The sequence below is a fragment of the Streptomyces sp. NBC_01352 genome (genome assembly GCF_036237295.1).
Lineage (GTDB): Bacteria > Actinomycetota > Actinomycetes > Streptomycetales > Streptomycetaceae > Streptomyces > Streptomyces plumbiresistens.
The window spans coordinates 584,734-610,023 of the sequence record NZ_CP108354.1; the positions used below are offsets into that span (position 1 = coordinate 584,734).

The following is a 25,290-nucleotide window of genomic DNA, read 5'->3' on the forward strand; positions in this document are numbered from 1 at the left end:
AGGTGTGGGCGGGCGGGTGGGAGAGCCCAGTGAGAGGGGGGTGGTGAGGCGTCAGAGTGAGGCGGCCGCCGGCACGGCACGGCCCCGGCGCTTGCGGCGCCACGCGTACAGGGCGAGGGCGACCAGCGTCATCACGTACGGGATCGTCGACACCAGCTGCGGTGGTACGTCGAGGGTGCCGAGCTGCACGGCCAGTGCCTCCGCCGCTCCGAAGCCGAGCGCGGCGAGGAAGACACCCCACGGCCGCAGACCGCCGAGGAACACGGCGGCGAGGGCGATGAAACCGCGGCCGGCCGTCATGTCCCTTACGAAGAAGGAGACATAACCCATGCTGAGGAAGACTCCGGCGAGGCCTGCGAGGGCTCCGCTGAGGGCGAGGCCGGTGTACTGGACGCGCCGTACCCCGATGCCGACCGACGCCGCGGCGTCCGGCATCTCGCCGACCGCGCGCAGGTGGAAGCCGAAGCGGGTGCGGTAGAACAGCCAGGCGACGAACGGAGCGGCCAGGAAGGCCAGCCAGGTGACCATGTTCTGGCCGCTCAGCACATCGCCGACCACCGGGATGTTCTCGATACCCGGCAGGGTGACCGTCGGCAGGCTGCCGCTCTTCAGGCCGGTGGTGCCGCCCTTGTCGTCGAGGAGGCTGTAGACGGCGTAGGCGGTGCCGCCGGAGGCGAGGAGGTTGAGGCCGATGCCCGCGATGATCGCGTCGGCGCCCAACTCCAGGCGCAGCGCGGCGAGCAGCAGGCCCAGGAGTGTCGCCATGGCGACTCCGCTGACCGCGCCCAGCGCGACGGAGCCGCTGTAGCCGGCGACCAGCGCCCCGGTGCAGGCGGCGGAGAGCATCTGGCCGTCCAGGGCGATGTTGCTGATGCCGGCGCGTTCGGCGACCAGCCCGCCGAACGCGGCGAGCAGGTACGGCGTGGCGATCCGCAGTACGGCCGCCAGGAAGGCGCTGCTGAGGACGACGTCGAGCACGGAACTCATCGGACGCCCACCTGCCTCCGCGCCATGCGCCGCTTGAGGAGGTTGGGCAGGGCCTGGGCGGTGACCAGGAGCACGATGACCGCCTGGATGACCACCACGATCTCGGTGCCGACGTCCGTCTGCTGTTCCATGATGTCGCCCCCGGCGCGCAGGTAGGAGTAGAAGAATCCGGCGACCACGACGACCAGCGGGTTGTTCCTGGCCAGCAACGCGACCACGATCCCTTCGAAGGCGAGGCTTCCGGCGAGCCCTGGTTCGAGCCGCCCGTACACGCCCTGGACGAGATGGGCGCCGGCCAGCCCGGCGACGGCGCCGCCGATGACGAAGCTCCACTCGATGACGCGGGGCACGCGGATGCCGCCGTAGGCCGCGAAGTCGGGGTTGGCGCCGGTCATGCGGATGCGGTAGCCGAGCGGGGTGCGGGTGATGAGCAGCCACAGTGCGACGGCGGTCAGCAGCATCACGCCGAGGCCGATGTTGGCCCGGCCCAGTGGGATGCCGAAGACGTCGCTCAGCGGCGTGAGCACAGAGTCCTGCTGGATGGACTCGGAGTGCACGGCGCTGCTGCCCGGCTCCTTCAGCGGGCCGTTGACCAGGTAGTCGTAGACGCGGACGACGATGGCGTTGAGCATCAGCGTCGCCACGATCTCGTTGGCGCCGAGGCGTGCCTTCATCGATCCCGGGACCAGGCCCATTCCGGCGCCCGCCGCGGCTGCCGCGGCCATGGGCACGATCACGGCGACGACGGGCGGCAGCGGCAGGAAGATCGCGACGGTCGCGGCCGCCAGCGCACCGGCGTAGACCTGGCTCTCGGCGCCGAGGCTGATCTGGCGGGCGCGGAAGGGGATGGCGACCGACAGCCCGAGCAGGGTGAGCGTGGTGGCGTCCTCCAGCCAGCGGCCGACGCGGAAGGAGCGGTCGAGCGGGCCGGTGAGCATCGCCTCGTAGGCGCGGATCGGGTCGTTGCCGGTGGCGAGCATGACGAGGAAGCCGATGGCCAGGGCGGCGAGGATGGTGGCCAGGGCCATGCTGAGGTCGACGGCGAAGTCGCGGCGCCGGGTCGTCCGGTACTGGCTCCGGTCCTCGATCTCGATCGCGGTCATGGGGGTGGTGGTCACGACGTCTCCCCCAGGTCTTCCAGACCGGCCGTCAGGTCGTCGGGGTCCTGCTCCTCGACGCCGAGCATGTAGAGCCCGACCCGCTTCTCGGTGAGGCCGCTCGTGTCGTCGAACCGGGCGACCAGGCGGCCGTCCTTGAGGACGAGCAACCGGTCGGACAGGGCGAGGAGTTCGGTGAGGTCGGCGGAGATCAGCAGGACGGCGGCGCCCGCGTCACGTGCGGCGACGAGACGCTCGTACATGAACCGCATCGCGCCGATGTCCACCCCGCGGGTGACCTGTGAGGCGATCAACAGGCGTGGTCCCGCGGAGAGTTCGCGGGCGACGATGACCTTCTGCATGTTGCCGCCGGACAGTGCGCGTACCGGGACCGACGGGTCGGGGGTACGGATGGCGTACTGGTCGATCAGCCGGTCGGCGTGGTCGCGTACGGCGCCCGGGTGCAGGATGCCGCGTCGGGCGAGGGGCGGGCGGTCGTGGCGGTCGACGACGAGGTTGTCGGCGATGGACGCGTCGAGGGCGGCCCCGTTGTGCAGCCTGTCCTCCGGTACGTAGCCGATGCCGGCCCTGCGGTGTCCTGCCACGTCGAGGCCGGCCGTGTCGGTACCGCCGACGTGGACGGTGCCCGAGGTGACTCGGCGCAACCCGGCGAGGATCTCGGCGAGTTCGCTCTGGCCGTTGCCCTCGATACCGGCCACGCCGACGATCTCCCCGGCGGCCACGTCGAAGTCGAGGCCGTGCAGGGACTGGCCGGTCGGGGCGTCGTAACGGAGGCTGCGGACCCGCAGGGTGGTCTCCGTGGGACGGGCGGGGGAACGGTCCACGTCGAGGGACATGTCGCGGCCGACCATCATGGAGGCGAGCGAGCGCTCGGTGGCGTCGGCGGTGGCGACCGTGCCCACGAGGGAGCCGGCGCGCATCACGCTCACCTTGTCGCTGATCTCCCGTACTTCGCGCAGCTTGTGCGAGATGAACAGCACGGTCATCCCGCCGTCGCGCAGCCGGCGCACGGCGGCGAAGAGATCCTCGGTCTCCTGCGGGGTGAGCACGGCGGTCGGCTCGTCGAGGATCAGCACGCGGGCCCGCCGGTGGAGTGCCTTGAGGATCTCGGTGCGCTGCCGCATGCCGACCGACACCTCGTCGACGCGCGCCTTGGGGTCGACGACGAGTCCGGACTCCTCCGCGAGCCGGGCGGTCGTCTCCACCGCACCCTTCGGGTCGACCAGACCGCGACGGCCCGGCTCCACGCCGAGGACGACGTTCTGGGCGACGGTGAAGGACGGCACCAGCATGAGGTTCTGGTGCACCATGCCCACGCCCAGCGCGATCGCCGAGGCCGGGCCCCGCAGCACGCGGGGCCGTCCGCCGACCAGGATCTCGCCCGCGCTCGGCTGCTCCAGGCCGTAGAACAGCTTCATCAGCGTGGACTTGCCCGCGCCGTTCTCACCGACGACCGCCCGGATCTCGCCCGGCGGGACCTCCAGGTCCACGGCGCGCACCGCACGTACCCCGTTGGCGTAGGTCTTGGTGACCTGGCGGGCGGCGACGGCCGGTCCGTCCTTGCCCCATGGCTCGTTCATCATCAAGGCCGTTCGGTTTAGAGGGCGCTGGGCACCGTGACGGAGCCGGACTTGACCTTGTCTGCGGCTTCCTGGACCTCGGTGCGGATCGTCTCGGGCACCAACTCCTTGAAGTGGTCGTCGTTCACGTAACCGACCGCGTCCTCGGCGAGACCGACGGTGGAGACGGCGCCGTACTTCAGGGAGTCCTTCTGGTCCTCCTCCGCGGCCTTGTACAGGGCGTTGCCGACGTTCTTGAGAATGGAGGTGACGACGGTGTTCTTCTGCGCCTGGTCGGTGAGGGTCTGGTACTGGTCGGAGTCGACACCGAACGTGTACCGCTTGGCGCCGACGGCCGACTCGAAGGTGCCGAGTCCGGAGAGCCCGGCGACCGGCCACACCAGCGCGGCGCCCTGGCCGTACATGGCGGTGCTGATCTCCTTACCCTTTGCGGGGTCGCCGAACGGCTTGTCGCCGCCCACGTACTGCACGAGGACGTCGGAGTTCTTTCCGCCGGCGGCCTGGAAGCCCGACTTGAAACCGACGACGAAGTCCTCGATCAACGGGATCTTCACGCCGCCCATGACGCCGACCTTCTTCAGCGATTCGGTTCCCTTGAGTGCTTTCGCGGCCACCAGCTTCTCGGCCAGGAATCCCGCGAGATAACCACCCTCGTTCTGCTTGAAGGTGACGGAGTAGACGTTCTCGCACTTGTTGGAACAGCCGCCGTTCTTGCCGCTGTAGTCGACCGGGGCGTCGAACAGCCAGAACTTCTTGTCCGGGAACTGCGGGGCGAGTTCGCCGATGTACTCGGTGACCTCGAAGGTCCCGGCGGCGAGGATGTCGTAGTCGTCGGCCGAGGCGGCGTCCTCGAATCCGGGCTCCCACTTGGTGCGGTCGGAACCCAGCTCAACGACCTTGAGTTCGTAGCCGAGGTCCTTCTCGGCTTTCTTCAGACCCGCGTAGGCGGAGTCGAAGAACGACTTGTCGCCCAGCCCGCCATTGATCACCAATTTGATACGCGGCTTGCCGGAGGATGCCGCTCCGGAATCGTCTCCGCCCGACCCTCCGCACGCGGTCAGCGCGAGCATCCCTGTGGCCACGAGGGCGGCGCTTCTTCCGTATCGCATCATCGGTCTCCTGATCATTTCGTTGCTGAGTGAGCGGCTGCAGTGAGCGGCTGCGTTGACAGTAGAAAGTGCAAAACGTTTTGGCTACGTTGCCCGGTTTCTGTTTGATTTCCGGTGTGGGAATTTCAGACATCGGTCATCAGACATCGGTCTTCACACATCGGTCAGCAGCGCGGACGCGGCGATACGCAGCGTCCGGTCGAAGTCCGTCTCGCGTTCCTCTGCGGTGAGGGCCTCACCGGTGCGGAGATGGTCGGAGACGGTCAGCACGGCGAGGGCCTCGGCGCCCTCGGCGCAGGCCACGGCGTACAGTCCCGCCGCCTCCATCTCGACCGCGAGCGTGCCCCGGCGCTCCAGGGCGTCGAAGAGGGCGGAGCGGTCGAGGTAGAAGTGGTCGCTGCTGAACACCGGCCCGATGTGTACGGCCGTGGGCTCCTTCTCGGCGGCGTCCGCGGCGGCGCGCAGCAGCCGGTAGGAGGGAGCGAGCGAGAGGGTCGCGCCGTCGATGAGGACGCGGCTGAGGCTGGAGTCGGTGTGCGCGGCGGAGGCGATCACCACGTCCCGTACGGACACCGAGGCCGGGATCGCGCCGGCTGTGCCGACCCGGACGATCCTGCGCACGCCGTAGTGGCGGAACAGCTCGGTGGCGTAGATCGTCACGGACGGGATGCCCATCCCTGAGGCGAGGACCGACATCGGTACGCCCCGGTGGCTTCCGGTGTAGCCGAGGATGCCGCGTACGTCGGTGACCTGCCGTGCGTCCTCAAGGAAGGTTTCGGCGATCCGGCGGGCGCGGCGCGGATCGCCTGGCATCAGCACAATCGGCGCGAAGTCGCCCGGCCGGGCCGCGATGTGCGGGGTGCCGGTGACCGACCTGCTCATCTGTCCGGGCATCACAGCTCCGATCCCGCGAGCCAGCGCACCAGCCGGTCCCACAGCTCGGGGTAGCCCTTCCAGTCCAGGAAGGGCGGCGGCGCCCAGTGCGGTGCCACGTCGGAGGTGAACGCCGCGGATCTGCCCGCGCCGTGGCCGCTGCCGACGACGAGCAGGGGGTGCCCGGCGCACTCGGCCAGCAGCGTCGCCTCCGGTCGCGCGGTGACCTCGTTGAGACCGAGGAGCGCCGGCCAGGACCGGTCCAGTCCTTGGACGACGGCGTGCTCGCCCACCACCTCGGGGACGGCGCCGGCCGGGAGCTCCACGCGGTCGTCGCGGTCCAGGATCGTCACCGGCAGGGCGGCGGCGAGCGGGGAGCGTCCCCATCGTGCGCGGGCGTCGATCCCGCTGAAGGTCAGATAGCCGCCGATCATCAGCACCCCGCCGCCCCGCTCCACGAAGCCGCGCACCAGCTCGGACCGGTCGGGCGAGGGGACGGAGTCGTTGAAGGTCTCGGGCGGGAGCTGGAAGCTGTTGGCGCCCACATCGCTGATGACGACGACGTCGTAGGCGTCGAAGCCGTCGGCGGTGGCCGGAACCCGGGTCGGGATCTCGTGCGAGGGCACATAGGTCACCTCGTGGCCTCGGGAGCGGAGCGCGTCGAGGAAGGCGCCTCCGCCCTCCGTGTACTCGGAGCTGTGGAAGGCGTCGAAGCCTTTCTGGTGGACGGTGTAGGTGAACCAGGACTCGCCGACAACGAGCACTCTGGGCATGGCAAACCGCCTTTCGGGGCAGGGGGTATGGCCGCGCGGTACGACAAGTGCGCGCCGCATCTTGGCAGTTGGGGATCAGCGGGTGGCGGGTGCCGTGCTGCCGCGGACCTTGAGTTCGACGGGAAGGGTGTGCCGGGAGGCGGGCGGGACCTCGCCCCGGGTGACGTACTGGAGGAGTTGTGCGGTGGCCGTGCGGCCCACGTCGTAGGCCGGCTGGTGGACGGTGGTCAGGGGCGGATGCGCCAGCGAGGCCGCCCGGATGTCGTCGAAGCCGACCACCGAGACGTCGTCCGGTACGGACAGCCCCGACTCCCTCAGCGCCAGGAGGGCACCGAAGGCCATCAGGTCGTTGGCCGCGAAGACGGCCGTGCAGTCCCCGGGGAGACCGCCGTCCTGGAGGAGTTCGGCGACGAGGCCGTATCCGGAGGTCTCCTTGAAGTCGCCGACGCGTTCGACGACCTCGCCGCGGAAGGCCCGCACGAAACCGTTCGCACGGGCGTTGCTGCTCTTCAGGGCACGCGGGCCGGTCAGCATCAGGGCCCGGCTGTGGCCGAGCGACCGGAGGTGCTCCCCCACCAGCCGCCCGCCCGCCTCGTGGTCGGCGGTGGCGATGAGGGCGCCTTCCAGGCCCTCGACCTCCTCGTCGGCGAGCGCGATGGGGAACTTGCCCATCAGTGCCTCCAGCCGCCGCCGGGACGGCGCGGACCCCGAGGCGTACACCATGCCGTCGATGAACCGGCTGCGGATCATGCCGAGGTAACGGTCCTCGCGGTCGGCGTCGAACTCGGTGTTGCACAGGATGAGGCCGTAGCCGAGGTCGTGGGCGGCGTCCTCGGCGCCCTTGGCGAGTTCGGCGAAGAAGGTGTTGCTGATGTCGGGGATCAGCAGGCCGATCACCGAGGTGGAACCGGCCTGGAGGCTGCGGGCCAGGGAGGCCGGGACATAGCCGAGCCGGTTGACGACGCTGCGGACCCGTGCGGCGGTGTGCTCGTTGACCGGCCGGTTGCCGCTGAGGACGTGGGAGACGGTGGTGGCGCTGACGCCTGCCGCGGCGGCCACGTCCTTGATGGACGCGGGGCGCCGGACAGCCGCCCGGTTGTACGGCTCAGGGGTCATAGTGCTGCACCGCCCCGCCGTGTGAAGTGTCGAGGATGCGGGCCACCCGGGCGTCGGCCTCGGCGAGCAGCGCCGGCTCGTCCACGGTGAGCAGCCGGCCGTCGCGCATCAGCACCCGGCCGTCGACGACGACCGTCCGTACGTCGCTGGCACGGGCGCTGTAGACCAGCGCGGCGCGCGGATCGTGCAGCGGACGGCAGTGCAGCCCGGACAGGTCGGTGAGGACGATGTCGGCGCGCATGCCCGGCTCCAGCGCCCCGATCTCCTTCTGCAGGCCTAGGGCGCGGGCCCCGCCGCGCATGGCCATGCGCAGGGTGTCGGAGACGGTCATCCAGGTGGCGTCCCGTACCGCCTGCTTCTGGGTGAGGGCGACCAGCCGCAGTGCTTCCCACACGTCGAGCGTGTTGTGCCCGGCGGCGCCGTCCGTGCCGACGGCGACCGTCACTCCGGTGGCGAGCAGGTCACGGACCGGGGTGAGCGGGGACAGGGCGTGCTTGAGATAGACCTTCGGGCAGCAGGCCACGGCGGTCGTGCCGGCGTACTCGGCCAGCAACGGCAGATCCTGCTCGACGATCCCGCAGCCGTGCGCGATCAGCGCGCCGGCGTCCAGAACCCCGGTCTCGTGCAGCACCCGGATCGGCGTGATACCGCGCCGCTCCAGGCTGGACTGCGTCTGCTCCAGGTGCTCGGCGGCGTGAATGTGCATCCGCAGGCCGAGCCGCCGGGCGTGCCCGGCGAGGGTCCGCAGGTCGCCGTCGTCGACCGTGTACGGGGCGTGCGGTCCCAGCGAGACGGTGACCCGGCCGTCGGCACGGCCGTGCCAGGCCTCCGCGAACTTCACCGTGTCCTCAAGGGCTTCCTCGCCCCGGCTGCTGAAGTACGTGGGCGCGATGTCGGCACGCAGGCCGGTCTCGGCGACCGCCTCGGCGATCTGCTCGGGGAAGAAGTAGTGGTCGGCGAAGGTGGTCACACCGGAGCGGATCATCTCGGCGCAGGCGAGCCTGGCCCCGATCCGTACGTCGGCGGGGGTGAGGTTGGACTCCATCGGCCAGACCCGGTCGTTGAACCAGCCCTCGACCGTCACGTCCTCGGCCGCGCCGCGCATCAGCACCATGGGGCTGTGCGTGTGCGCGTTGACCAGACCGGGAACGGCCAGCAGCCCGCGCCCGTCGATCACGTCCACCGCGTGGCCCGCACCGGAGGGGACCGTCGGCCCGGAGACGTCGAGCGGACCTGAGGCGCCGAGCGCGCCGGGACTGCCGGTCGCACCGAGGGTGCCGGTCGGCCGCACCTCCTCGATGACGCCGTCCGCCACCACGATGTCCTGTGCCCGCTGGATCTCGCACTCGCCGTGGGACGGTACGCGCAGCACATCACAGCCCCTCACCAGGAGGCGGCCGGTCCGCGGAGGCGTTCTGTCGCTCATGGCGCTCAAGCTAGATATCCAAAACGTTTTGCACAACCATCGGCCGCCGGACCGGGCGATCGGTGGTCTCATGCCGGTAAAACCAAGGTGTCTCGACGGGCATCAGCCGGGTACCGTGCGGGCCATGTCGAGTCCTGAGTCAAAGACGCGACTGGCGGACCAGCCTTGCGAGCGGAGCTCGCCCAGCTCACCAGGCCGCCACTGATTCTGGTGATGCTGCTCGGCGCGCTGGTGAACGCAGCCACGTTCGGGAGCTTCACCTTCCTCGCCCTCGTCGTGACCGACACCGCCGGGCTGGGAAAAATGTGGATCTCTGTCGTTCTTGTGCTATTCGGTGCCGGTTCCTTCGCAGGGGTCACCGTCGCCGGTCGGCTGTCCGACCGGCGTCCCGGTCTGGTCATCGCAGTCGGCGGCCCGCTGCTGCTCGTCGGCTGGCCGGCCCTGGCGGTGCTGGCCGACGAGCCGCTCGCCCTGTTCGCCCTCGCGTTCGTGCAGGGCGCCCTGTCGTTCGCGCCGGGCAGCACCCTGATCACCCGGGTCCTCTATGAGGCCGCGGAAGCCCCCACCATGGCCGGGTCGTATGCGACCGCGGCACTCAACGTCGGCGCCGCCGTCGGCCCCCTCCTCGCCGCAACCACCCTCAGCACCGCGGCCGGGAACCTCGGGCCGCTGTGGGCAAGCGGGCTCCTGGTCGCGATCACACTGCTCATCGCGTTCCCCTTCCGCGCCGTGCTCGCGGCCGGCCTACGCGCCGAGGTGCTCCAGTGACGCATGCGAATGCCCTCTGAACGCGGAGGGGACTCCGAAGGCTCATCGAACGCTGCCGCAGCCGTCGGATCGCCCACGTGGCCGCCGCCGGGCTGTGGGTCGCTCCAGCGTCCCGCATTCCTCCCCCACCCAAGCTCCCGACGGCGGCGCTGGCGGGCCCACGAACCCGGCTTCGAGCAGGCCAAGGCCGCCCGGCGCGCGAAGTGGGCCGCCCGCGCCTGCTTCGCCGTGGGGCGCTGGTCCCATTACCTGACCCACGCGGCTTGGGTGTGATGCCGAGGCCTGTGGTCGGCCGCACACGTCAGGTGTAGTAGGTGTCGAACGATCCGATCCACCACGCCGCCAACGGCAGGACGCACACCTGTACGCCGGCTGTGGTCCAGCACCGGCACAGGACCGCGATCCCGGAGGTCCACCACGCCATCGTCCGCAGTGCGCTCACCACTCCCGCCTGAAATCCCTGCCCGGAGGGATCCGTCATGCCGGGGTAGCCCATCCAGTCCTCGGTGAAGACGCCGTCCGAACCGAACACGATGACCGCCGACACGAGCCACAGGTCGACCAGGAAGGCCAACACGGCAAGCGCCACGTCGAGGCGCACGTACGCGGGCGTCGGCACCAGTAGCCGTACCGCCAGGTGTCCGTCGTGCCGAACCCAGTCCTGCGGCCAAATGCGCACCAGCGTGACGACGGCGTACACCGACGCGCCGATGGCCACCGCCCACCCGCCCATGAAGCACAGCCCGAAGAGCAACATCACTAAACCCATGCCGGGCCAGATATCGCACCACGGCGGAACGGTTCCCTCCGCGCCGAGGATGACACAGCTTGCCAGGCAAGCGGGATGCTGGTCTTCTTCCGTGCCTCTCCGGTCAGTTGATGCGGACGATCTTCCAGAGCTGGTCGTCGTTGTTGACGCTGTTCCACTGGACGACGGCCGCGCCGCCGGCGTTGGAGGACTGGGCGACACCGGCCACGAGGGTGCTGTTCACGTTCCGGATGCCGCCGCCCAGGTCGATGGTCTGTACGTGACAGGGTTACGGACGTTGCTGCCGCCACTTCCCCCACTGAGCACCAGCAGGCTGTGGCCGTCGGTCAGCGGGAGCATGCCCCGGCTGTATCCGCCGACGACGTTCGAGCTGATGCGTGTCCAGGCGTTCGCGGCGCCGTTCTGGGAGTTGGGGAACAGGTCGCTCGTGCTGTAGGCGCCGACGACGAGGGTGCCGTTCGGTCCGCCGGTGGGCAGCCAGGTGAGTAGGGAGTGCTGGTGGGGACCAGACCGTCCGTCGATCTCAGCGAAACGCCCATGACGGAGCCGAACGCCTCCGGATCGGAGGAGATCTTGTAGTAGACGGCGAAGTTACCGGCAGGGGAGCCGCCGTACTCGTACGTCATGACGTAGTTGCCGTTGGGCAGCTTCGCGACGGTGGCCGTACCCGGGCGCTGGCTGAAGGTGGGCATCGCCACGTCGTTCACGATCGGGCCCCAGTTGCGAATGTCCGTGGAGACCTGGTGGACGATCTTCTGACCGTGGTCGGGGTCGCGCTGGTCGGAGTAGTAGACGATCAGCTTGCCGTCGGAGACGAGGAAGAACGGCTCCCACACGGGAGTGTTGCCATTGCCGGCGGCGTCGCCTCCTACGCCGACGGCCCACTGGCCGGCCACCCTGCCGTCACCCGCCACCATCACGGCGACGGCACCGCCTGGTATCTGGCCACCCACCCCGACCAGGACACGCTCGCCGCCCTGCTCCACCACATGCGCCGGGAGGCCGGCGTCACACCGGAGCACGAGGCGCCCGCCGGGATCGAGGCGGTCCGGCGCCGCGGCACGGAGGCCGACTACCTGTTCCTCATCGACCACGCCGGAAAGGGAGCCGAAGCACCCGCCGACGGCGTGGAACTCCTCACCGGCACACCGACCACCGGAACCGTCACCGTCCCACCGGGAGGCGTGGCCGTCGTCCGCGAGCCACGCTGACCGTCCGCCGAAGCGACCGGACCGCGGCACTACACCAGGTACGCGGCCCTGCCACCTACGCGGTACCGGAGCCGCTGATCGAGGTCGGCGTCAGGACTGACCGTTGCCCGCGATCCCGAGCGCTGTCCGAGTGGCCGCGGGTTCGTACTCCGGGGCGACGTCCGCAAGCACGCTCAGAGCGGTGCGCGCCAGATGGCGGGCGATCAAGCGTGCGGCTTCGGTCGCGTCGCTCAGGCGCAGTGCCTCCAGGAGCGCTTCGTGATCCGCGTGTGCCCGCCCCCATGAGCTGGGCACGCCCAGCTGAGCCAGGCGGATGTAACGATCGCTGTGTTCGCCGAGCGACACGAGCATGCGCTGCAGATGCGGCCCCACCGCCCGGGTGGCGATGCGGTGGAACTCCCTGTGCGCGGCATGCCATTCGTCCGGCCGGTCGCCGCCCGCCAGTTCCTGCATCCGCTGCAGGACGTCGCTCATGCGCTTGAGGTCCTCAGCCGTGAGCGACCTGGCCGTCATGCTGACGGCGAGCGTTTCGAGCATGATGCGAGCCCCGTAGACAGCGTCCAGGTCCTCGGGGTCCACCGCCCGCACCCGGGCCCGCTGGTCGGGCCGCGCGTCGATGAGCCCCTCTTCCTGGAGCAGCCGGAACGCCTCCCGCATGGGCGTGCGGCTGACGCCCAGATTCCGCGCCATTTCGGCCTGGAGCAACACCGACCCTGGAGGCAGCTCACCGCTGAGGATCATGTTGCGCAACCGCCCGTGGACGTCGAGAGCAAGGCGGCGACCGCCCGCGGCGACCGCGGGGCCTTCGTCCGGCGGCACGGAATCGGCCTGCCCCTCGCTGCCGACGTCGGCCGACCTCTGGTCCCTGGAGGACTTGTTCCTGCTCCTGCTCACGCCGGGAGTCTACCCAGTGTGTATGCAGCCGAGACGGAAACCCCTCCCAACTGCCCAGTTATGGCTCGCCTGACTGCGCCCGGCCTGGTTCAGGCAGCCTGTCACTGTATTCACCTGGGCTGCGGGTCCCCGCCCAGCGAATGGCCGATGGCGATGGCCCCCCGCCAGGCGGGTTGGGGCTCGCGGGATCGAACTCGGTCCGCTCCGCGAGGCACCCCCGTAGACCGGACGCTGCGAGACGAACGTCTTCATCCGCACCGCCGCGATCTCCGGCGGGCGGGACGTCCGCCTCAGCGGCGGCTTGCTTCAGCGTTCCTGACCGGGACCGATCAGGGACCTGAGCGGGCCGGCGGGCTGCCAGTCCGGATCGAAGCGGCGGCGCAGGCCGGCCACCGCCTCGATGCCGCGCAGGGTCACCTCGGGAGAAGTCGACAGGCCGGCGGGCCCGAGAAGGCCTAGGACGGCGGCCCGGACAGCGGCCTCGGGCAGACCGCGCCGCAGCAGAGCCGCCTCGATGCCCGGTGCGCCGGAGGACACCAGTTCCTCGGTGCTCATGCGGCAGACTTCGGTGTAGACGCGGGTGTGCCACGCAGTGGCGGTCTCACGCGGGGTGACCACCACGTTGGTGATGAGGTCGGGTGCGACCTGGAGGTGGCCGCCCACGCGCGGGAAGCCCTGCTCGGCGGCGAGGACGTCGAACGGCGGGTGGAGTGTGGTCCCGTCCACGGCATCCGTCGGCAGGGCCTGGAACCTCTGCAAGGTGCCCCCCACCGGGACGAGCTGGTCTTCGGACACCGGCCGGTCGGCCACGTCGGCGAGCACGGCGCGCAGTACGAACGCGAAGGCACTCCGAGCGTTGTCGACCGCCCACCGGTCCGTCGGCAACGGCGCTCCGGGACGCCGGTGAACAGCCAGTTCGCCGATACCTTCGGCTCTGACGGCCACCGGATCCCGCTTCAGCAGCCCACGCAGCAGGTGGTCGGGAGAGGTGTGCATGATGTCGTAGTCGTCATCGTTCCAGCCGGCCATCTGCTGGTCGGAGGAGACGACCTGCATGAGGTTCACTTCCAGCCCGGCCTGCTGGAAGAGCCCGGAGTCGATGGCGTGGTACAGATGCACGTTGCCGGCGCCGGGAAACACACCCACGGTCAGCTGCCGGACGGGCTCGCCGGGCGGGCGGAGCGCGCTCACCGCGGGAAGCATGGCGGACTCTCTTGCATGGGACGGTTCCTTCGAGTCGGAGGGCAGGGACGCGCAAGGCCGGCGGCTCGGAGCGTTCCGACGGTCACGCGGCGACGGTCAAGCGGGCCTTTCTTCCTGGTTGGTGATGAAGTCGGCCGGCGCCTTGGGGCTCCAGACCGCGGCTGGGAGGTCTTCCCAGTCGTTCGGCTGCCAGTTCTCGGTGATGCAGTCCATGTCGCTGGAGTACTCGATCCAGCTGCCCCAGGGGTCCTGGATGTAGTGGAAGAGGTTCGAGCCCAGGGTGTGGCGGCCCAGACCCCAGCCCTTCGTGTAGCCCACGGAGGCCATGTTCTGCGCGCCTCTGGCGATCTGGTCGATGTCGGACACCATCCAGCTCGAGTGGTGCAGGCCGGGGTGCTCCGCCGGGACGAAGCCGAAGACATGGTGGTCGCCAGGCCCCGAGTTCAGGAAGACGGGCCCGTTGACGATGCGGTCCGACAGGCGCAGCCCGAGCGTGCGGGTGTAGAAGGTCTCGGAGGCGCCCACATCTGAGCTGAAGATCAGCATGTGGCCGAGACGCTGGGGGCGCGTCTTCTCGGTCGCGCTCGGCCAGCGGGCCTGGTCGATCCGGCGGACCCGGTCGCCGACGTTGGCGTCCTGCGCGTCCGTGGTCCCGAACTCGCTCCAGGGGGCGATCCCCTCGTCACGAAGGTTGACCAGGTTCCCCTCGTGATCGCGGAACCACAGCCCGCCGGGCATCTCCTCCGGCGCGTCCAGCAGCTTCAGGCCCAAGCCCTCCAGGTGGCGCTGCCACTCGGGCAGCGAGTCCGGGTCCACCGCGAACGCCACGTGGTTCAGCCGCTTGACCGGCCCCTCCATCAGCACCGTCTGGTCCTGCTCCCGGCCATCACAGCGGATCACCACCGCGTTGCCGCGCTCCGCCGTCTTCAGCCCGAACGCGCCGTAGAAGTCCGCACCTCTATCGAGCGACGGCACCTGGAGTCCGTAGTGCAGGAGACCTTTGACACGCAACATGTGCACTCCTCATGGTTCTGGTGACCCGCATACCGCACGGACACCGAGATAAGTGTGTACACCTTCCGGGTTTGACGTCCAGGTGTCGGGTGAAACCTTTTCCATTTCAGGGCGAAGGATCCCGTCCGCCGGCCCGGCCGCGACCCTTGAGAACCGGCCGTAGTGCGCGCTCCGAGCAGGAGGCCAAGGTGATCAGCACGGTGGGCGTGCACCGGACGACGAGGAGCCGGTGAAAGTCGCGGTGGGCCTCACGCCCCAGACCATGGAGTCCCCGCTCCGCGACGCCATCCGTCCGCGGTGGTTGTTGTCGGCGGTGGTTGACGTCGGCGGCGATCCGCCCCACCTCCCGAAGCATCCGGAACGCCTCGCGGAGCGGAGTGCGGCTGACGCCGAAGGCCCGGGCGAGTTCGGCCTGTGCCAACTCCGCGCCCGGCAGCAGGAAACCATCCAGGATCAGCCGTCGCACGTGGTCGCGGCTCTCCATGCTGGTGCGTCCGGGGCGCGGGATGACGGGCCGGGCAGACTGTCGAGCGGACCGCCCACCGCCGTCCGCGCCGCTCCCACCATCCACGTCCGGTCCATGAGGGCCGGCCCCGCCACCGACCGTTATGTATCCCGAGACCTAGTCTTCCTCTCTCAATGTGTATGCACTATGGTTCTGCTGCTTCCACAGAGCCGCTTGCCGGAGGAAACATGACACCGCCTGAATGGTCGCTGGTGCAGTACCGGGTCGATGACTCGGAGAAACTCGCCGTCGGTGTGTACACCGACGGCACCGTGGTCCAGGGGCCGCCCGGGACAGAAGGCCTCACACTGATGGAGGTGCTGGGCCGGTGGGAGTCGCTCGCGCCGCTGTTGCGTGACTGGACGCCGGCAGCGTCCGACGCCGTTGCGGGCGCCCGGCTCGCTCCGCCGCTGACGTATCCCGGCAAGGTGCTCTGCGCGGGCGCCAACTACTGGGACCACATCGCCGAGATGGGCTGCGAACGCCCCGATGAGCCGGGTGAACCGTTCTTCTTCCTCAAGCCGCCGACGACGACCGTGACCGGACCGGGAGACCCGGTGCCGCTGCCCGCCTACCAGGGTGCACGTGTCGACTGGGAGGCCGAACTGGCCGTCGTCATCGGCCGTGGCGGCCGCAACCTCGCGCCCGAGCAGGCCATGGACCATGTGGCCGGCTACCTGGCCGCGAACGACGTCTCGGCCCGGGACCGGCTCGAGGCCGCCAAGCCGGTCGCCGCGCCGTTCACCTACGACTGGGTCGGCCACAAGGGACAGGACGGCTTCTGCCCGCTCGGCCCCGGGCTGGTGCCCGCCTGGCAGATCACCGACCCGCAGAACCTGAAGATCCAGCTCAGCATCAACGGCGTGCTGAAACAGGACTCCTCCACCGCGCAGATGATGGTGAAGATCCCCGAGGTGATCGCGGCGGCCAGTCGCATCACCCGACTGGAACCCGGGGACGTCATCCTCACCGGCACACCTGCCGGCTGCGGAGTACCGCGCGGGGAGTTCCTGGCCGCAGGCGATGAGATAGTCATTGAGATCGAGCGGATCGGCCGCCTGGAGAACACGGTGGTGGCGTCATGAGCAACACGTTGACCGTTTCTCAGCTCGGCTGGTCGCAAGCGCTGCCGGTTCCCGCGACCATGCAAGCCATGGTGTTCCACCGATTCGGACCGCCCGACGTCCTGGAGCAGGCCACGGTGGACACACCGCGCCCCGGTCCCGGAGAGGTCCTGGTTCAGGTCGCCGCGGTCGGCATCGGCCGACTGCTCGACCTCACGGCACGCGCGGGCAACCACCCCTACGCCGCCATCGAACCGCCCCACATCCTGGGCGCGGACCACGCCGGCACCGTCGCCGCACTGGGCGAGGGCGTGGACTCCGTACGGGTCGGCGACCGCGTGGCCGTCCTGCCCGGTGTCGCCTGCGGCACCTGTACGTACTGTGCCGAAGGCCGCGATGAAGTCTGCGACGCCCTGACCGTGATAGGCACCCACCGCCCCGGCGCCTACGCGCAGTACTGTGCGGTGCCGGCGCGCAACGTCCACAAGGTCCCGGACGGTATTCCGGCCGCGATGGCCGCCTCGCTCGCGCTCGTCGGCGCGGTCGCCGCCAACCAGATGACCCAGGCAGGACTCCGCCCCGGACACTGGGTGCTCGTCCAGGGCGCCGCCTCCGCGCTCGGCTCCACCACAGCCGCGTACGCCCAGCACCTGGGAGCGAAGATCATCGCGACCTCCCGCTCCGCGGAGAAGCGGGCGGCCATGGCCGCGGCGGGAGCGGACGTCGTACTCGACACCAACGCCCCGGACTTCGTGGAGCGGGTACGCGAAGTAACCGGCGGTCGCGGTGTGGACATCGCCGTCGACAACCTCGGTGACCCGGCCGTCTGGGACGCCACCATCGACTCCCTGGCCCGCGGCGGCACCGTGGTCACCTCCGGCGCCTTCCTCGGCGGCAAGGTGGGCATCGATCTGCGGCGTGTGTACTCCGACTGTCACCGCATCATCGGAGTACGCACCGGCAACCCGGCCGCGGTGAAGGCGCTGTGGACGCAGGTGGAGCACGGATTCCGCGCCGTCGTCGACCGCACCTTCCCCATCGCCCACGCCGCCGACGCCCACCGTTACATGGAGGACGACAACAGCCTCGGGCGTGTGGCACTCACGCTCCGCACCGAGGACTGGGAGGCGTAGCGGCACCCGGCCGCGGCCGGTCCCTGTGGGACAGCCTTGGTGACGATGCGGAACAGTCGTCCCACGGGTTGTCCCGCCAGGACTTCACCACATCAGCGGGTCCGGCCGCCCCTCTGGGAGGGATCAGCGCGCTGCTTCGCGCAACCACACAACTCAGGGCGCTTGAACCGGACTTACGCCCGGCACGACCGGCCGGCCACGCCGGCGAGGAGCTGTTCACCGAAGTCGTACGGGACGGCTCGGCCTTCTTCACGCCCAGGACCACTACAGACCCGGCCGCACTTCGTCTGACGCCGGCGGACTGCCGACGGACCGGCGTCCCGCTCGTATGCGAGAACGGGGCCTCGGGGCGAGCGCCGTTCCGTAAGGCGCCTACCCTCAATGTGCATACACACCGCACCTTTAAGCGGAACCCATCCTGACGTCGCCAGGACCCTCGAGCCGTAACGCGGCCAGGACGTTCGCCGCATAACCGCCAAGTGATCTTCGCAGACCAGCCAAGAGCGGCGCGGGTGGCATGTTCCACGCCCACCCGCATCGCACACCTGGTGCGGGCTTCGCGTACGGAACCCTTTACAGCCCCGCAATAGTGTGCACACTTAGCGATGCAGCACGAGCTGCGAGCGAGGCAGCCAGACCATCGCCTCCGCGGCACTCACCCATCAAGGCTGTGTGCCTGCGGCCTCCCCCTGACTGCCCTGGCCTGACGTCGGCCGGCCTGCGACTACCACCAACGAACCTGCGCACGCCGCATCAAGTGCGAGAGAGACACCACCGCCGAAGCCCAGTGAGAGGAATCGTCATGCACGAAGAGAGCCGCGAAGGAAGTGTCGGCAAAGCCACCTGGCCTCCGGTGACCTTGCTGGTACTCGCGATCTGTGGAATCGCCATCGTTGCCGACGGCTACGACGTGGTCATCTACGGCGCTGTCATCCCGTCCCTGCTCCACGAACACAGCTGGGGCCTGACTCCTGCCGGTGCCGGTCTGATCGGTTCCTTCGCTCTGATCGGGATGCTCATAGGGGCCACGACCGTCGGCACGCTCACCGACAAACTGGGCCGACGCCGGATGCTGATCGGTTGTCTGGCCTGGTTCTCGGTGATGACGGGCCTGTGCGCGATCGCGACCTCCCCCGAGGTGTTCGGCATCTTCCGGTTCCTCGCCGGCCTCGGCCTTGGCGGCGTGCTGCCGACCGCCTCCGCTCTCAGCAGTGAGTACTCGCACCCCAAGGCACGCAACCTGGTCTTCGCGATCATCTTCAGCGGATTTCCCGTGGGCGGCATCATCGCCGCGTTCACCGGGATGTTCGTGATACCCCGATTCGGCTGGCAGGCGATGTTCCTGCTCGGTCTCCTCCCGCTCGTCCTGATCGTGCCTGTGGCCCTGAGGTTCCTGCCCGAGTCGATCGTTTTCCTCAGGGCGAAGGGCAGGCACGCCGAGGCGGAGCAGACAGCACGGCGCTGGAACATCACTCTGGACGACACGGAGAACAAGGCACCGGCGTCGACGCAGGCGCCGACCGGAACCGGCTCGGACGGCATGTCGCCGGTGAAAACCCTGCTCTCGCGCGACTACGTCGTGGCGACTTTGTGCTTCCTGGTCATGTCCTGCCTGTGCCTGTTCATGATCTACGGATACAACACCTGGCTCCCAGAGATCATGCGCCGGGCCGGCTACTCCTCCGGTTCCGCACTCGGCTTCCTCCTCATGTTCAACCTCGGGGCTGTCGTCGGCCAACTCCTCATCTCCCTGGCCGCCGACCGGCTCGGCTCGAAGCCGATCATCGTCACGACGTACCTGCTGGCCGGCGTCGCCGTCATCCTGCTCAGCCTGCGGCTGCCCACGGCTGTGCTGTACGCGGCCGTCGCCCTGGGGGGTGTCGGGGCGATGGGGACGCAGACGTTCCTCCTCGCCTACGTCTCCAAGTACTACCCGGCGCGAGTGGGCGCCACAGCGTTGGGCTGGACACTCGGCTTCGGCCGCATCGGCTCCATGCTCGCCCCGCCGCTACTCGGGCTCATCATCGGGGCCGGACTGGCGTTCCAGTGGAATTTCTACGCCCTCGCCGTACCCGCAGTCATCGGTGCCGCGCTGACCGGACTGGTTCCCCGTGCTCCTGGAGAGGAAGTCCCGCTGGGACACGCGCGTACGGACACGACCGTGCGCTCCCTGGCGGAGCCGACCTGATCCGCACGCCGAGGTCAGCGTCAGTACCGACTGGGCACCGAGAACGGTTGCCCAGTCGGTGCCCTTCCCTGGCGGCGCTGAGGGAGCCCTTGGACTTGTCCGGGCGACCAGGACGAACACCATAAGGACGCCACCACGGCACTGGGAGCGACAGCCGGCCGACTCTTAGCCGCTTCCGGCTCCGCTGCCGTCTCGGCGGCCACCGGCCCGCGCGACACCTTGCGCGCCGCAGCGACGATCCGCTCCCGGTTGCGCTCGGGTCGCTGCGCAGTGGCTGGCGGCGGGCCGTCGGGATGCCGGGCCAGCAGGGTTCATAACGACCAGCGCAGCAACTGGATTGCCCTATCCATTTTGATGGTACGGTGGCAGCAAGTGAACCGGAAAGAGCTATCCGGATCCTGATACGGATAGCTCTATCCAAATGTCTGCTTCCTTCGACCAGCTTTTGCGAAAGGATCGCTGTGACCAGCATCGCCATCATCGGAGCCGGCCCCCAGCTGGGCCTGGCCATCGCCCGTACCTTCGGCTCCCAGGGCCTGAACGTCGCCCTGATCTCCCGCAACCGCGACAAGCTCGACGATCTCGTGGGCAAGCTCACCGCCGAGGGCATCACCGCCGCCGCCTTCCCCGCGGACGTCCTCGACCGCGACGCGCTCACCCAGGCCCTCAAGGACGCCGTCGCGAAGTTCGGCCGCATCGACGTCCTGGAGTACTCCCCGGTCGGGGGCTTCGACTCCACTGCGCTGACCACCCCGGTCGAGACCGAGCCGGCTCATGTGCAGCACGAGATCGAGTTCCAGCTCTACGGTGCCATCGCCGCCACCAGGGCAGTGCTGCCGACGATGCGGGAGGCCGGCGCGGGCACGCTGCTCTACACCACCGGCGCGGGCTCCATCGACCCCGTGCCGCAGGTCGGCAACGTCAACGCGGCCGCCGCCGCGCTGCGCAACTGGGCGATCAACCTCCACAAGGAGCTGGACGGCACCGGCGTCCAGGCCGCCCACGTAGGCATCGACGTGTCGATCGGCACCCCGGCCGTCCCCGGCTTCCCGACAGCCCAGCCCGAGGAGATCTCCCCCGTCTACTGGGAGCTGCACACGACCAAGCGCGACCAGCCCGAACTCGTCTTCAGTCTCTGAGACCGCACCAGGGACCCAGCCTCCTTCGGCGGAGCCGGATCGCGCCGCCGCGCTTCCTGCCGCGGCGGCGCGATCCGGAAAGGGTTCCCGCCGCAATGGCGCGACAACGGGCGTTGCGAGATCGCCCCGAGGCGGCCTGCCGCCTATCGGCCCCGCCCTCTACATCCTGGGCATGACGGTGAACAGCGCGCCAGGCACCAACCAGTACGGCCCCTCCCCCAAGGCCGCCGACCAGGCCGTCGGCTGAGCCGGTCACGTGGTGCGACGATACGGCGACCGCCAAGGTTTCCGTGGCTCAGCGGGCGTCCTGGATTTCGTCCATGGGATAGACGCGCTCGATGAACGGGCGCAGATCTTGTGTCGACAGGACGGTGACAGCGGTGCTGAGTTTGATCCGGTGGGTGACGGCCGCGGCGGCGTTGACCACGGAGGTGGGCGAGGACAGCGGCATCGCCCACATGTGGTGCTCACCCACCCCGAAGAAGTCCAGTCCTACCTCGTCGGCGAGCTTGATGGCCTCCAGCACATCGCGGAGGGCCTGGGCGGTTGGGCCACGGCTGCCGTCGGGCAGGCGCGGGGTGTTGCCGAAGGAGTAGACGCCGAGTTCGAAGGTCATGGCGGTCTCCTGGCTCAGTTGCTGATGGCGGGCATGGCCCGCCGGTAGCGGGTGTCGGTGAGCTGGGAAACGAGGAAGGCGGCGATGTCGGCGCGGCTCATGGCGGATGCGACCTTGTCGTGGCCGAGGAAGCCGGAGCGGATGCGGCCGGTGGCGGGCTTGTTCGTCGGGTTGGTGATCCGGGCGATGGTGTAGTCGAGATCCGAGCCGGTGACAGCCTTGGTCATGCCCTTCAACTCGGCCAGCGCGTTGGGGATCGTCAGCCCGGCCATGACGGGCAGCACCTTGTGCTTCCAGTGCGGCTTGTCCTGCGGATCGGCCAGTGAGGGCGTGGCCAGCCCGATGAAGCGGTCCACCTTCTGCGCCTCCATGGCCTGCACGATGGTGCGGGTTCCGTCCGTCACCTGGGTGCCGGTCGTGGACCGTTTCAGGGAGGGGCCGAGCGCACTGATCACCGCGTCGGCGCCGATGACGGCCTGCTCGACGGCATCACGGTCGGACAGCTGTCCGGTGACGACCGTGAGGTGGGAGTGGGTGAGGGTGAGCTTGGCGGGGCTGCGGATCAGGGCGGTGACCTGGTGGCCGTCGTCCAGGAGCTGCTGGACGACGAGGCGGCCGATGGCGCCGGTCGCGCCGAAGGCGGTGACACGCATCAGGGGTGGTTCCTCGCGGTAGTGGTGAGCAGGAGGGGGTCAGAAGCCGTACGGGCCGAAGCGGCCCCAGGCCACCAGGGCGGCCAGGATCAGCAGGACGGCGTTGAAGGCGATTGCGCCGGGTTCCTTGCGGCGGCCGTGGGTGATCGCGGCCAGCACCATCACCACGACCAGGCCGCTCGCGGCCAGCGGGGTCAGCACAGGGGCGATACCGGTGGCCGCGGGAAGGATCAGCCCGAGCGCGGCGGCGAACTCCACGATGCCGATGAAGCGGACGGTGCCCTGGGAGAAGTCGGCCGTCCAGGGCAGCTGGCCGGCCAGCTTCTCCTTGGGCTGGGTGGACTTCATGACACCGGCCATGGAGAACATGGCAGCCAGCACGGCCTGCACGATCCACAAGAAGACGTTCACGTACGGATTCCTTGGCAGAGGGGGACGGGGCAGGCAGGGAGGGAGCGGATGCTCCCTCCCCCGGAGCGGGCCGGACCGGCCGGTCAGGCGTTGAAGACGGCCTCGGAGCGGTCACGGTCTTCGTGCAACTCCCAGTACAGGGGGGCGATCTGCTCGGGCGTGGCCGTCGGGAAGCCCTCGGGTCCGCCCCCGCCGATCCAGACGTTGATCGCCACGTGCGCGGCATGCACACCGCTGCCTGCCAGTTCCTTGTCCAGGTTGATGACCCAGTTGCGCAGAGCTGCCGCGGGGGCGTTGACGTTGCCGAGCATGGGAATGGGATCCACCGAACCGCCGCCGGTGGTGAACAGCAGGGTGCCGGCGCCCGCCTCGCGCATCGCGGGCAGCACGGCACGGGCAGCGGCGACGGCGCCGTAGAAGATGTACTCGATCTGCGGCTGCAGGTTGTCCACCGTGGCCTCCGAGGGGGCGGCCATGGTGAGGCCGGGTACCGGGGAGTGCGGGGCCGGGGAGTATTCCAGTACGTCGATGCCGCCGAAGCGGGCCTTCGCGGCGTCCAGGGCGGCGGTCAGGGAGGGCCGGTCCAGGACGTCGGCGGTGAACGCCTCGGCGGTGATGCCTTCCTGGCCGAGCTGGTCGACCAGCGTCTGAAGCTTCTCCTTGGTGCGGGAGACCAGGGCGACGTCGAAGCCGCGGCTGCCGAAGGTGCGGGCGATGGCCAGGCCCATGCCGGGGCCGGCGCCGATGACGGCAATACTGGGCACGGTCGTTTCTCTTCCGTTGGATGTGTGTTTCAGGAGCAGGAGACGGCGATCTTGCCCGGGGTACTGGCGCCGAAGGCGGCGAACGCCTCGAGGGCCTGCTCCAGCGGGTAGGTGGCGGTGACCGGCACGCGCAGTGCGCCGGAGACGACCTGCTCGGCCAGGGAGGTCAGGACCTGGGCGTCGGGGTTGGCCATGATCGTGTGGACGGTGACGTCGTGCCCCTTGACGGCGTCCTGGGTCAAGCCGGTGGTCGAGGCGAGCTGACCACCCGGCCGCAGCAGGCCGGCGAGCTGGGCGCCGTCGCCCGCCAGGTGCAGCACCGCGTCCACACCGTCCGGGGCGATCGCGCGGACCTGCGCCTCCAGGTCACCGGTGAAGTCGACCACGTGGACTTCGGCGTCGGTCAGGCCGGTGACGAAGTCGGTCTGCGCGCCGGGGCGGGCGGTCGCGATCACCCTCGCACCACGGGCGGCGGCGAGCTGCACCGCCAGCGAACCCACGCCGCCGGAGGCCCCTGAGATCAGCAGCGTCTGCCCATCGGCCAGGGCCACCGCGTCCAGGCTCACCAGGGCAGTGGCCCCGGCCACGCCCAGCGCACCCGCGTCCCCCGCCTTCAGGCCCGCCGGAATCGGGGCAACGCCGTGTCCGGCGGGCACGGTGACGTACTCGGCCAGCGAGCCGGCACCCAGGAACGGCCTCATCACCACACCGAACACCGCGTCGCCGACCGCAAAGCCCTCCACGCCCTCGCCGAGCGCCTCGACCGTGCCCGCGAAGTCCTGGCCGAGGACCAGCGGGTACCGGTGCTCCATAAACGCTTGCGTGTAGCCGGCGGCGGTGGCGAGGTCGATGCCGTTCAGTGAGGTGGCGGCCACCTTGACCAGCAATTCCCCGGCCTCCGGGCGAGGAGGGTCCACCTCGGTCACGGCCGGGGCCGAGGGGACGGATTCCAGCGTTACAGCACGCATGACAGCATCCTCCGATTAAGTGGGCCGGGCGGCCCACTTTCACTGTCACTCACCGTACACCGGAACCGGGCCGGGCGTTCCACTTGGCTAGAGTGGGTGCATGACCTCGCCACCTTGCGACCAGACACCGGCCCAAGAACCCGGCACGGGACTGCGCGCCGACGCCGAGCGCAACCGCTGCCGCATCCTGGCCGCCGCCCGCCGCCTCTACGCCACCGAAGGACTCGGCGTCTCCATGGCCTCGGTCGCCCGCGAGGCAGGCGTCGGCAAAGCCACCCTCGGCCGGCGCTTCGCCACCCGGGAGGAACTCGTCAACGCGGTCTTCGCCGACCGCATGGACGCCTACGCCGACGCCGTCACCGAGGCACTCGCCGACCCCGACCCCTGGCACGGCTTCATCGGCTACCTCCACGCCGTCTGCGCCATGCAGGCCGCCGACCGCGGCTTCGCCGACGTCCTGACCATGACCTTCCCCGCCGCCAAGGCCCTGGAGGCCCGCCGCGCCGAGGCGTACGACCGGCTGCTGGAGCTCATCGCCCGAGCCAAGAACAGCGGACACCTGCGCGACGACTTCACCCACGAGGACGTCGTCATCCTGCTCATGGCCAACGCCGGCGTCATCACCGCCACCGGCGACGCCGCCCCCGACACCTGGCGTCGCCTCGTCGGTCACATGCTCCGCTCCTACGCCGCCCCCGACGCACCGATCCCCGCACTGCCCGAAGCCCCCAGGCCCACTGCTCTCTACCGCGCCATGGTCCGCCTCTCACGAACCGGCCCTGGACAGCACACCTGATATGGAGTGGGTGTGTGCCAAGTGGCGTGCGGGATCCTGCCCGCCTGCCCTCCGCCGGGAGCTGTCGTTCAACGCGCCGGGCAGGCGCGAACCCTTCCTATCTCGGAGGGCCGGCGCGCCGCGGAGCTGGTCCTGAAGAAGGGCCGAAAGCCCCTCAACCGCCTGTGGGCGGGCAACCTTCGCGCGTCTCAGGCCCTCGTGAGAGATGGTTC

At 69.7% G+C, this 25,290-nt stretch carries 26 protein-coding genes and 1 pseudogene; 8 read left to right on the forward strand and 19 right to left on the reverse strand.

Translation table 11 applies throughout. The features are described from left to right. Window positions 1–51 precede the first annotated feature (51 nt). The 8 genes from OG252_RS02925 to OG252_RS02960 form a co-directional block, all read right to left on the reverse strand. Window positions 52–987, reverse strand: coding sequence for an ABC transporter permease (locus OG252_RS02925; protein WP_329333442.1), 936 nt, complete (start codon window positions 985–987; stop codon window positions 52–54). Further along, complete coding sequence (locus OG252_RS02930; protein ID WP_266452083.1) at window positions 984–2,105, reverse strand: ABC transporter permease; 1,122 nt, start codon at window positions 2,103–2,105, stop codon at window positions 984–986. The genes OG252_RS02925 and OG252_RS02930 overlap by 4 nt, the downstream gene beginning before the upstream one ends. Continuing rightward, window positions 2,102–3,685 carry an ABC transporter ATP-binding protein gene (locus tag OG252_RS02935; protein WP_329333445.1) on the reverse strand — a complete coding sequence of 528 codons (1,584 nt, stop codon included), beginning with the start codon at window positions 3,683–3,685 and terminating at the stop codon, window positions 2,102–2,104. Before OG252_RS02935 ends, OG252_RS02930 begins: the two co-directional genes overlap by 4 nt. Before the next feature lie 17 nt (window positions 3,686–3,702). Continuing rightward, window positions 3,703–4,794, reverse strand: a complete 1,092-nt coding sequence (locus tag OG252_RS02940) for a BMP family lipoprotein (protein ID WP_329333447.1) — start codon at window positions 4,792–4,794, stop codon at window positions 3,703–3,705. A gap of 153 nt (window positions 4,795–4,947) precedes the next feature. Then, on the reverse strand, window positions 4,948–5,688 hold the full coding sequence (gene deoD / locus OG252_RS02945) for a purine-nucleoside phosphorylase (protein ID WP_329333449.1): 741 nt from the start codon (window positions 5,686–5,688) through the stop codon (window positions 4,948–4,950). Then, window positions 5,688–6,440 carry a glutamine amidotransferase gene (locus OG252_RS02950; protein ID WP_266452075.1) on the reverse strand — a complete coding sequence of 251 codons (753 nt, stop codon included), beginning with the start codon at window positions 6,438–6,440 and terminating at the stop codon, window positions 5,688–5,690. The genes deoD and OG252_RS02950 overlap by 1 nt, the downstream gene beginning before the upstream one ends. A gap of 75 nt (window positions 6,441–6,515) precedes the next feature. Continuing rightward, on the reverse strand, window positions 6,516–7,556 hold the full coding sequence (locus tag OG252_RS02955) for a LacI family DNA-binding transcriptional regulator (protein WP_329333451.1): 1,041 nt from the start codon (window positions 7,554–7,556) through the stop codon (window positions 6,516–6,518). Further along, a complete protein-coding gene (locus OG252_RS02960) occupies window positions 7,546–8,982 on the reverse strand; it encodes an amidohydrolase (RefSeq protein WP_329333454.1) in 1,437 nt (478 codons plus the stop codon). The genes OG252_RS02955 and OG252_RS02960 overlap by 11 nt, the downstream gene beginning before the upstream one ends. Window positions 8,983–9,129: 147 nt before the next feature. On the opposite strand from OG252_RS02960, the pseudogene OG252_RS02965 reads away from it, so the two are divergent. Continuing rightward, window positions 9,130–9,750: pseudogene (locus OG252_RS02965) on the forward strand (Cmx/CmrA family chloramphenicol efflux MFS transporter); the annotation flags it as partial. A 301-nt stretch (window positions 9,751–10,051) separates the two neighbouring features. Here OG252_RS02965 and OG252_RS02970 read toward each other — a convergent pair. After that, the gene (locus OG252_RS02970; protein WP_329333456.1) at window positions 10,052–10,519 is read right to left on the reverse strand and encodes a hypothetical protein; all 468 of its coding nucleotides are present in this window, start codon (window positions 10,517–10,519) and stop codon (window positions 10,052–10,054) included. A gap of 103 nt (window positions 10,520–10,622) precedes the next feature. After that, window positions 10,623–10,742: an RICIN domain-containing protein gene (locus OG252_RS02975; RefSeq protein ID WP_266453194.1), complete on the reverse strand. Its 120-nt coding sequence runs from the start codon at window positions 10,740–10,742 to the stop codon at window positions 10,623–10,625. A 36-nt stretch (window positions 10,743–10,778) separates the two neighbouring features. Between OG252_RS02975 and OG252_RS02980 the strand changes: the two genes are divergently transcribed. Beyond that, window positions 10,779–10,955: a hypothetical protein gene (locus tag OG252_RS02980; protein WP_329333460.1), complete on the forward strand. Its 177-nt coding sequence runs from the start codon at window positions 10,779–10,781 to the stop codon at window positions 10,953–10,955. A 307-nt stretch (window positions 10,956–11,262) separates the two neighbouring features. Beyond that, entirely contained in the window at window positions 11,263–11,730 is a 468-nt protein-coding gene (locus tag OG252_RS02985; RefSeq protein WP_323186321.1) for a beta-galactosidase trimerization domain-containing protein, read from the forward strand. Window positions 11,731–11,820: 90 nt separating this feature from the next. Here OG252_RS02985 and OG252_RS02990 read toward each other — a convergent pair whose 3' ends face one another. The 4 genes from OG252_RS02990 to OG252_RS03005 all read right to left on the reverse strand — a co-directional run bounded on the left by OG252_RS02990 (window position 11,821) and on the right by OG252_RS03005 (window position 15,325). After that, complete coding sequence (locus OG252_RS02990) at window positions 11,821–12,624, reverse strand: GntR family transcriptional regulator (protein WP_329333463.1); 804 nt, start codon at window positions 12,622–12,624, stop codon at window positions 11,821–11,823. 306 nt (window positions 12,625–12,930) lie between these two features. Continuing rightward, window positions 12,931–13,815 (reverse strand): hypothetical protein, encoded by an 885-nt coding sequence (locus tag OG252_RS02995; protein ID WP_329333465.1) that lies wholly within the window; start codon window positions 13,813–13,815, stop codon window positions 12,931–12,933. Between the two features lie 108 nt (window positions 13,816–13,923). Next, window positions 13,924–14,841: a VOC family protein gene (locus OG252_RS03000; RefSeq protein WP_266452062.1), complete on the reverse strand. Its 918-nt coding sequence runs from the start codon at window positions 14,839–14,841 to the stop codon at window positions 13,924–13,926. A 106-nt stretch (window positions 14,842–14,947) separates the two neighbouring features. Next, window positions 14,948–15,325, reverse strand: coding sequence for a GntR family transcriptional regulator (locus OG252_RS03005; RefSeq protein WP_329333467.1), 378 nt, complete (start codon window positions 15,323–15,325; stop codon window positions 14,948–14,950). Window positions 15,326–15,534: 209 nt separating this feature from the next. Between OG252_RS03005 and OG252_RS03010 the strand changes: the two genes are divergently transcribed. From OG252_RS03010 to OG252_RS03025, 4 genes are all read left to right on the forward strand, one after another. Beyond that, complete coding sequence (locus OG252_RS03010; RefSeq protein WP_266452058.1) at window positions 15,535–16,431, forward strand: fumarylacetoacetate hydrolase family protein; 897 nt, start codon at window positions 15,535–15,537, stop codon at window positions 16,429–16,431. Window positions 16,432–16,499: 68 nt separating this feature from the next. Further along, window positions 16,500–17,543, forward strand: a complete 1,044-nt coding sequence (locus OG252_RS03015) for a zinc-binding dehydrogenase (RefSeq protein WP_329333469.1) — start codon at window positions 16,500–16,502, stop codon at window positions 17,541–17,543. A gap of 802 nt (window positions 17,544–18,345) precedes the next feature. Next, window positions 18,346–19,731: an MFS transporter gene (locus OG252_RS03020; RefSeq protein ID WP_329333471.1), complete on the forward strand. Its 1,386-nt coding sequence runs from the start codon at window positions 18,346–18,348 to the stop codon at window positions 19,729–19,731. A gap of 461 nt (window positions 19,732–20,192) precedes the next feature. Continuing rightward, the gene (locus OG252_RS03025; protein WP_329333473.1) at window positions 20,193–20,870 is read left to right on the forward strand and encodes an SDR family NAD(P)-dependent oxidoreductase; all 678 of its coding nucleotides are present in this window, start codon (window positions 20,193–20,195) and stop codon (window positions 20,868–20,870) included. Between the two features lie 295 nt (window positions 20,871–21,165). Here the strand turns inward: OG252_RS03025 and OG252_RS03030 are convergent, their stop codons facing one another. The 5 genes from OG252_RS03030 to OG252_RS03050 form a co-directional block, all read right to left on the reverse strand. Further along, the gene (locus OG252_RS03030) at window positions 21,166–21,486 is read right to left on the reverse strand and encodes an LLM class flavin-dependent oxidoreductase (protein ID WP_329333475.1); all 321 of its coding nucleotides are present in this window, start codon (window positions 21,484–21,486) and stop codon (window positions 21,166–21,168) included. A 14-nt stretch (window positions 21,487–21,500) separates the two neighbouring features. Further along, window positions 21,501–22,139: an NAD(P)-dependent oxidoreductase gene (locus tag OG252_RS03035; protein WP_329333477.1), complete on the reverse strand. Its 639-nt coding sequence runs from the start codon at window positions 22,137–22,139 to the stop codon at window positions 21,501–21,503. Between the two features lie 39 nt (window positions 22,140–22,178). Continuing rightward, on the reverse strand, window positions 22,179–22,550 hold the full coding sequence (locus OG252_RS03040) for a DoxX family protein (protein ID WP_329333478.1): 372 nt from the start codon (window positions 22,548–22,550) through the stop codon (window positions 22,179–22,181). An 83-nt stretch (window positions 22,551–22,633) separates the two neighbouring features. After that, window positions 22,634–23,314 carry an SDR family NAD(P)-dependent oxidoreductase gene (locus OG252_RS03045; RefSeq protein ID WP_329333480.1) on the reverse strand — a complete coding sequence of 227 codons (681 nt, stop codon included), beginning with the start codon at window positions 23,312–23,314 and terminating at the stop codon, window positions 22,634–22,636. Between the two features lie 29 nt (window positions 23,315–23,343). Continuing rightward, window positions 23,344–24,282, reverse strand: a complete 939-nt coding sequence (locus OG252_RS03050) for an NADP-dependent oxidoreductase (RefSeq protein WP_329333482.1) — start codon at window positions 24,280–24,282, stop codon at window positions 23,344–23,346. A gap of 100 nt (window positions 24,283–24,382) precedes the next feature. Here OG252_RS03050 and OG252_RS03055 point away from each other — a divergent pair, with 100 nt between their 5' ends. Further along, window positions 24,383–25,078, forward strand: a complete 696-nt coding sequence (locus OG252_RS03055) for a TetR/AcrR family transcriptional regulator (protein WP_266452040.1) — start codon at window positions 24,383–24,385, stop codon at window positions 25,076–25,078. Window positions 25,079–25,290: the final 212 nt, after the last annotated feature.

Coding starts and splice junctions, on each gene's coding strand:
- OG252_RS02925 (WP_329333442.1), bottom strand. CDS start 987: ATGAGTTCCGTGCTCGACGTCGTCCTCAGCAGCGCCTTCCTGGCGGCC.
- OG252_RS02935 (WP_329333445.1), bottom strand. CDS start 3,685: ATGAACGAGCCATGGGGCAAGGACGGACCGGCCGTCGCCGCCCGCCAG.
- OG252_RS02940 (WP_329333447.1), bottom strand. CDS start 4,794: ATGCGATACGGAAGAAGCGCCGCCCTCGTGGCCACAGGGATGCTCGCG.
- deoD (WP_329333449.1), bottom strand. CDS start 5,688: ATGCCCGGACAGATGAGCAGGTCGGTCACCGGCACCCCGCACATCGCG.
- OG252_RS02950 (WP_266452075.1), bottom strand. CDS start 6,440: ATGCCCAGAGTGCTCGTTGTCGGCGAGTCCTGGTTCACCTACACCGTC.
- OG252_RS02955 (WP_329333451.1), bottom strand. CDS start 7,556: ATGACCCCTGAGCCGTACAACCGGGCGGCTGTCCGGCGCCCCGCGTCC.
- OG252_RS02960 (WP_329333454.1), bottom strand. CDS start 8,982: ATGAGCGACAGAACGCCTCCGCGGACCGGCCGCCTCCTGGTGAGGGGC.
- OG252_RS02970 (WP_329333456.1), bottom strand. CDS start 10,519: ATGGGTTTAGTGATGTTGCTCTTCGGGCTGTGCTTCATGGGCGGGTGG.
- OG252_RS03000 (WP_266452062.1), bottom strand. CDS start 14,841: ATGTTGCGTGTCAAAGGTCTCCTGCACTACGGACTCCAGGTGCCGTCG.
- OG252_RS03005 (WP_329333467.1), bottom strand. CDS start 15,325: ATGGAGAGCCGCGACCACGTGCGACGGCTGATCCTGGATGGTTTCCTG.
- OG252_RS03010 (WP_266452058.1), top strand. CDS start 15,535: ATGACACCGCCTGAATGGTCGCTGGTGCAGTACCGGGTCGATGACTCG.
- OG252_RS03015 (WP_329333469.1), top strand. CDS start 16,500: ATGGTGTTCCACCGATTCGGACCGCCCGACGTCCTGGAGCAGGCCACG.
- OG252_RS03020 (WP_329333471.1), top strand. CDS start 18,346: ATGCACGAAGAGAGCCGCGAAGGAAGTGTCGGCAAAGCCACCTGGCCT.
- OG252_RS03030 (WP_329333475.1), bottom strand. CDS start 21,486: ATGACCTTCGAACTCGGCGTCTACTCCTTCGGCAACACCCCGCGCCTG.
- OG252_RS03035 (WP_329333477.1), bottom strand. CDS start 22,139: ATGCGTGTCACCGCCTTCGGCGCGACCGGCGCCATCGGCCGCCTCGTC.
- OG252_RS03050 (WP_329333482.1), bottom strand. CDS start 24,282: ATGCGTGCTGTAACGCTGGAATCCGTCCCCTCGGCCCCGGCCGTGACC.
- OG252_RS03055 (WP_266452040.1), top strand. CDS start 24,383: ATGACCTCGCCACCTTGCGACCAGACACCGGCCCAAGAACCCGGCACG.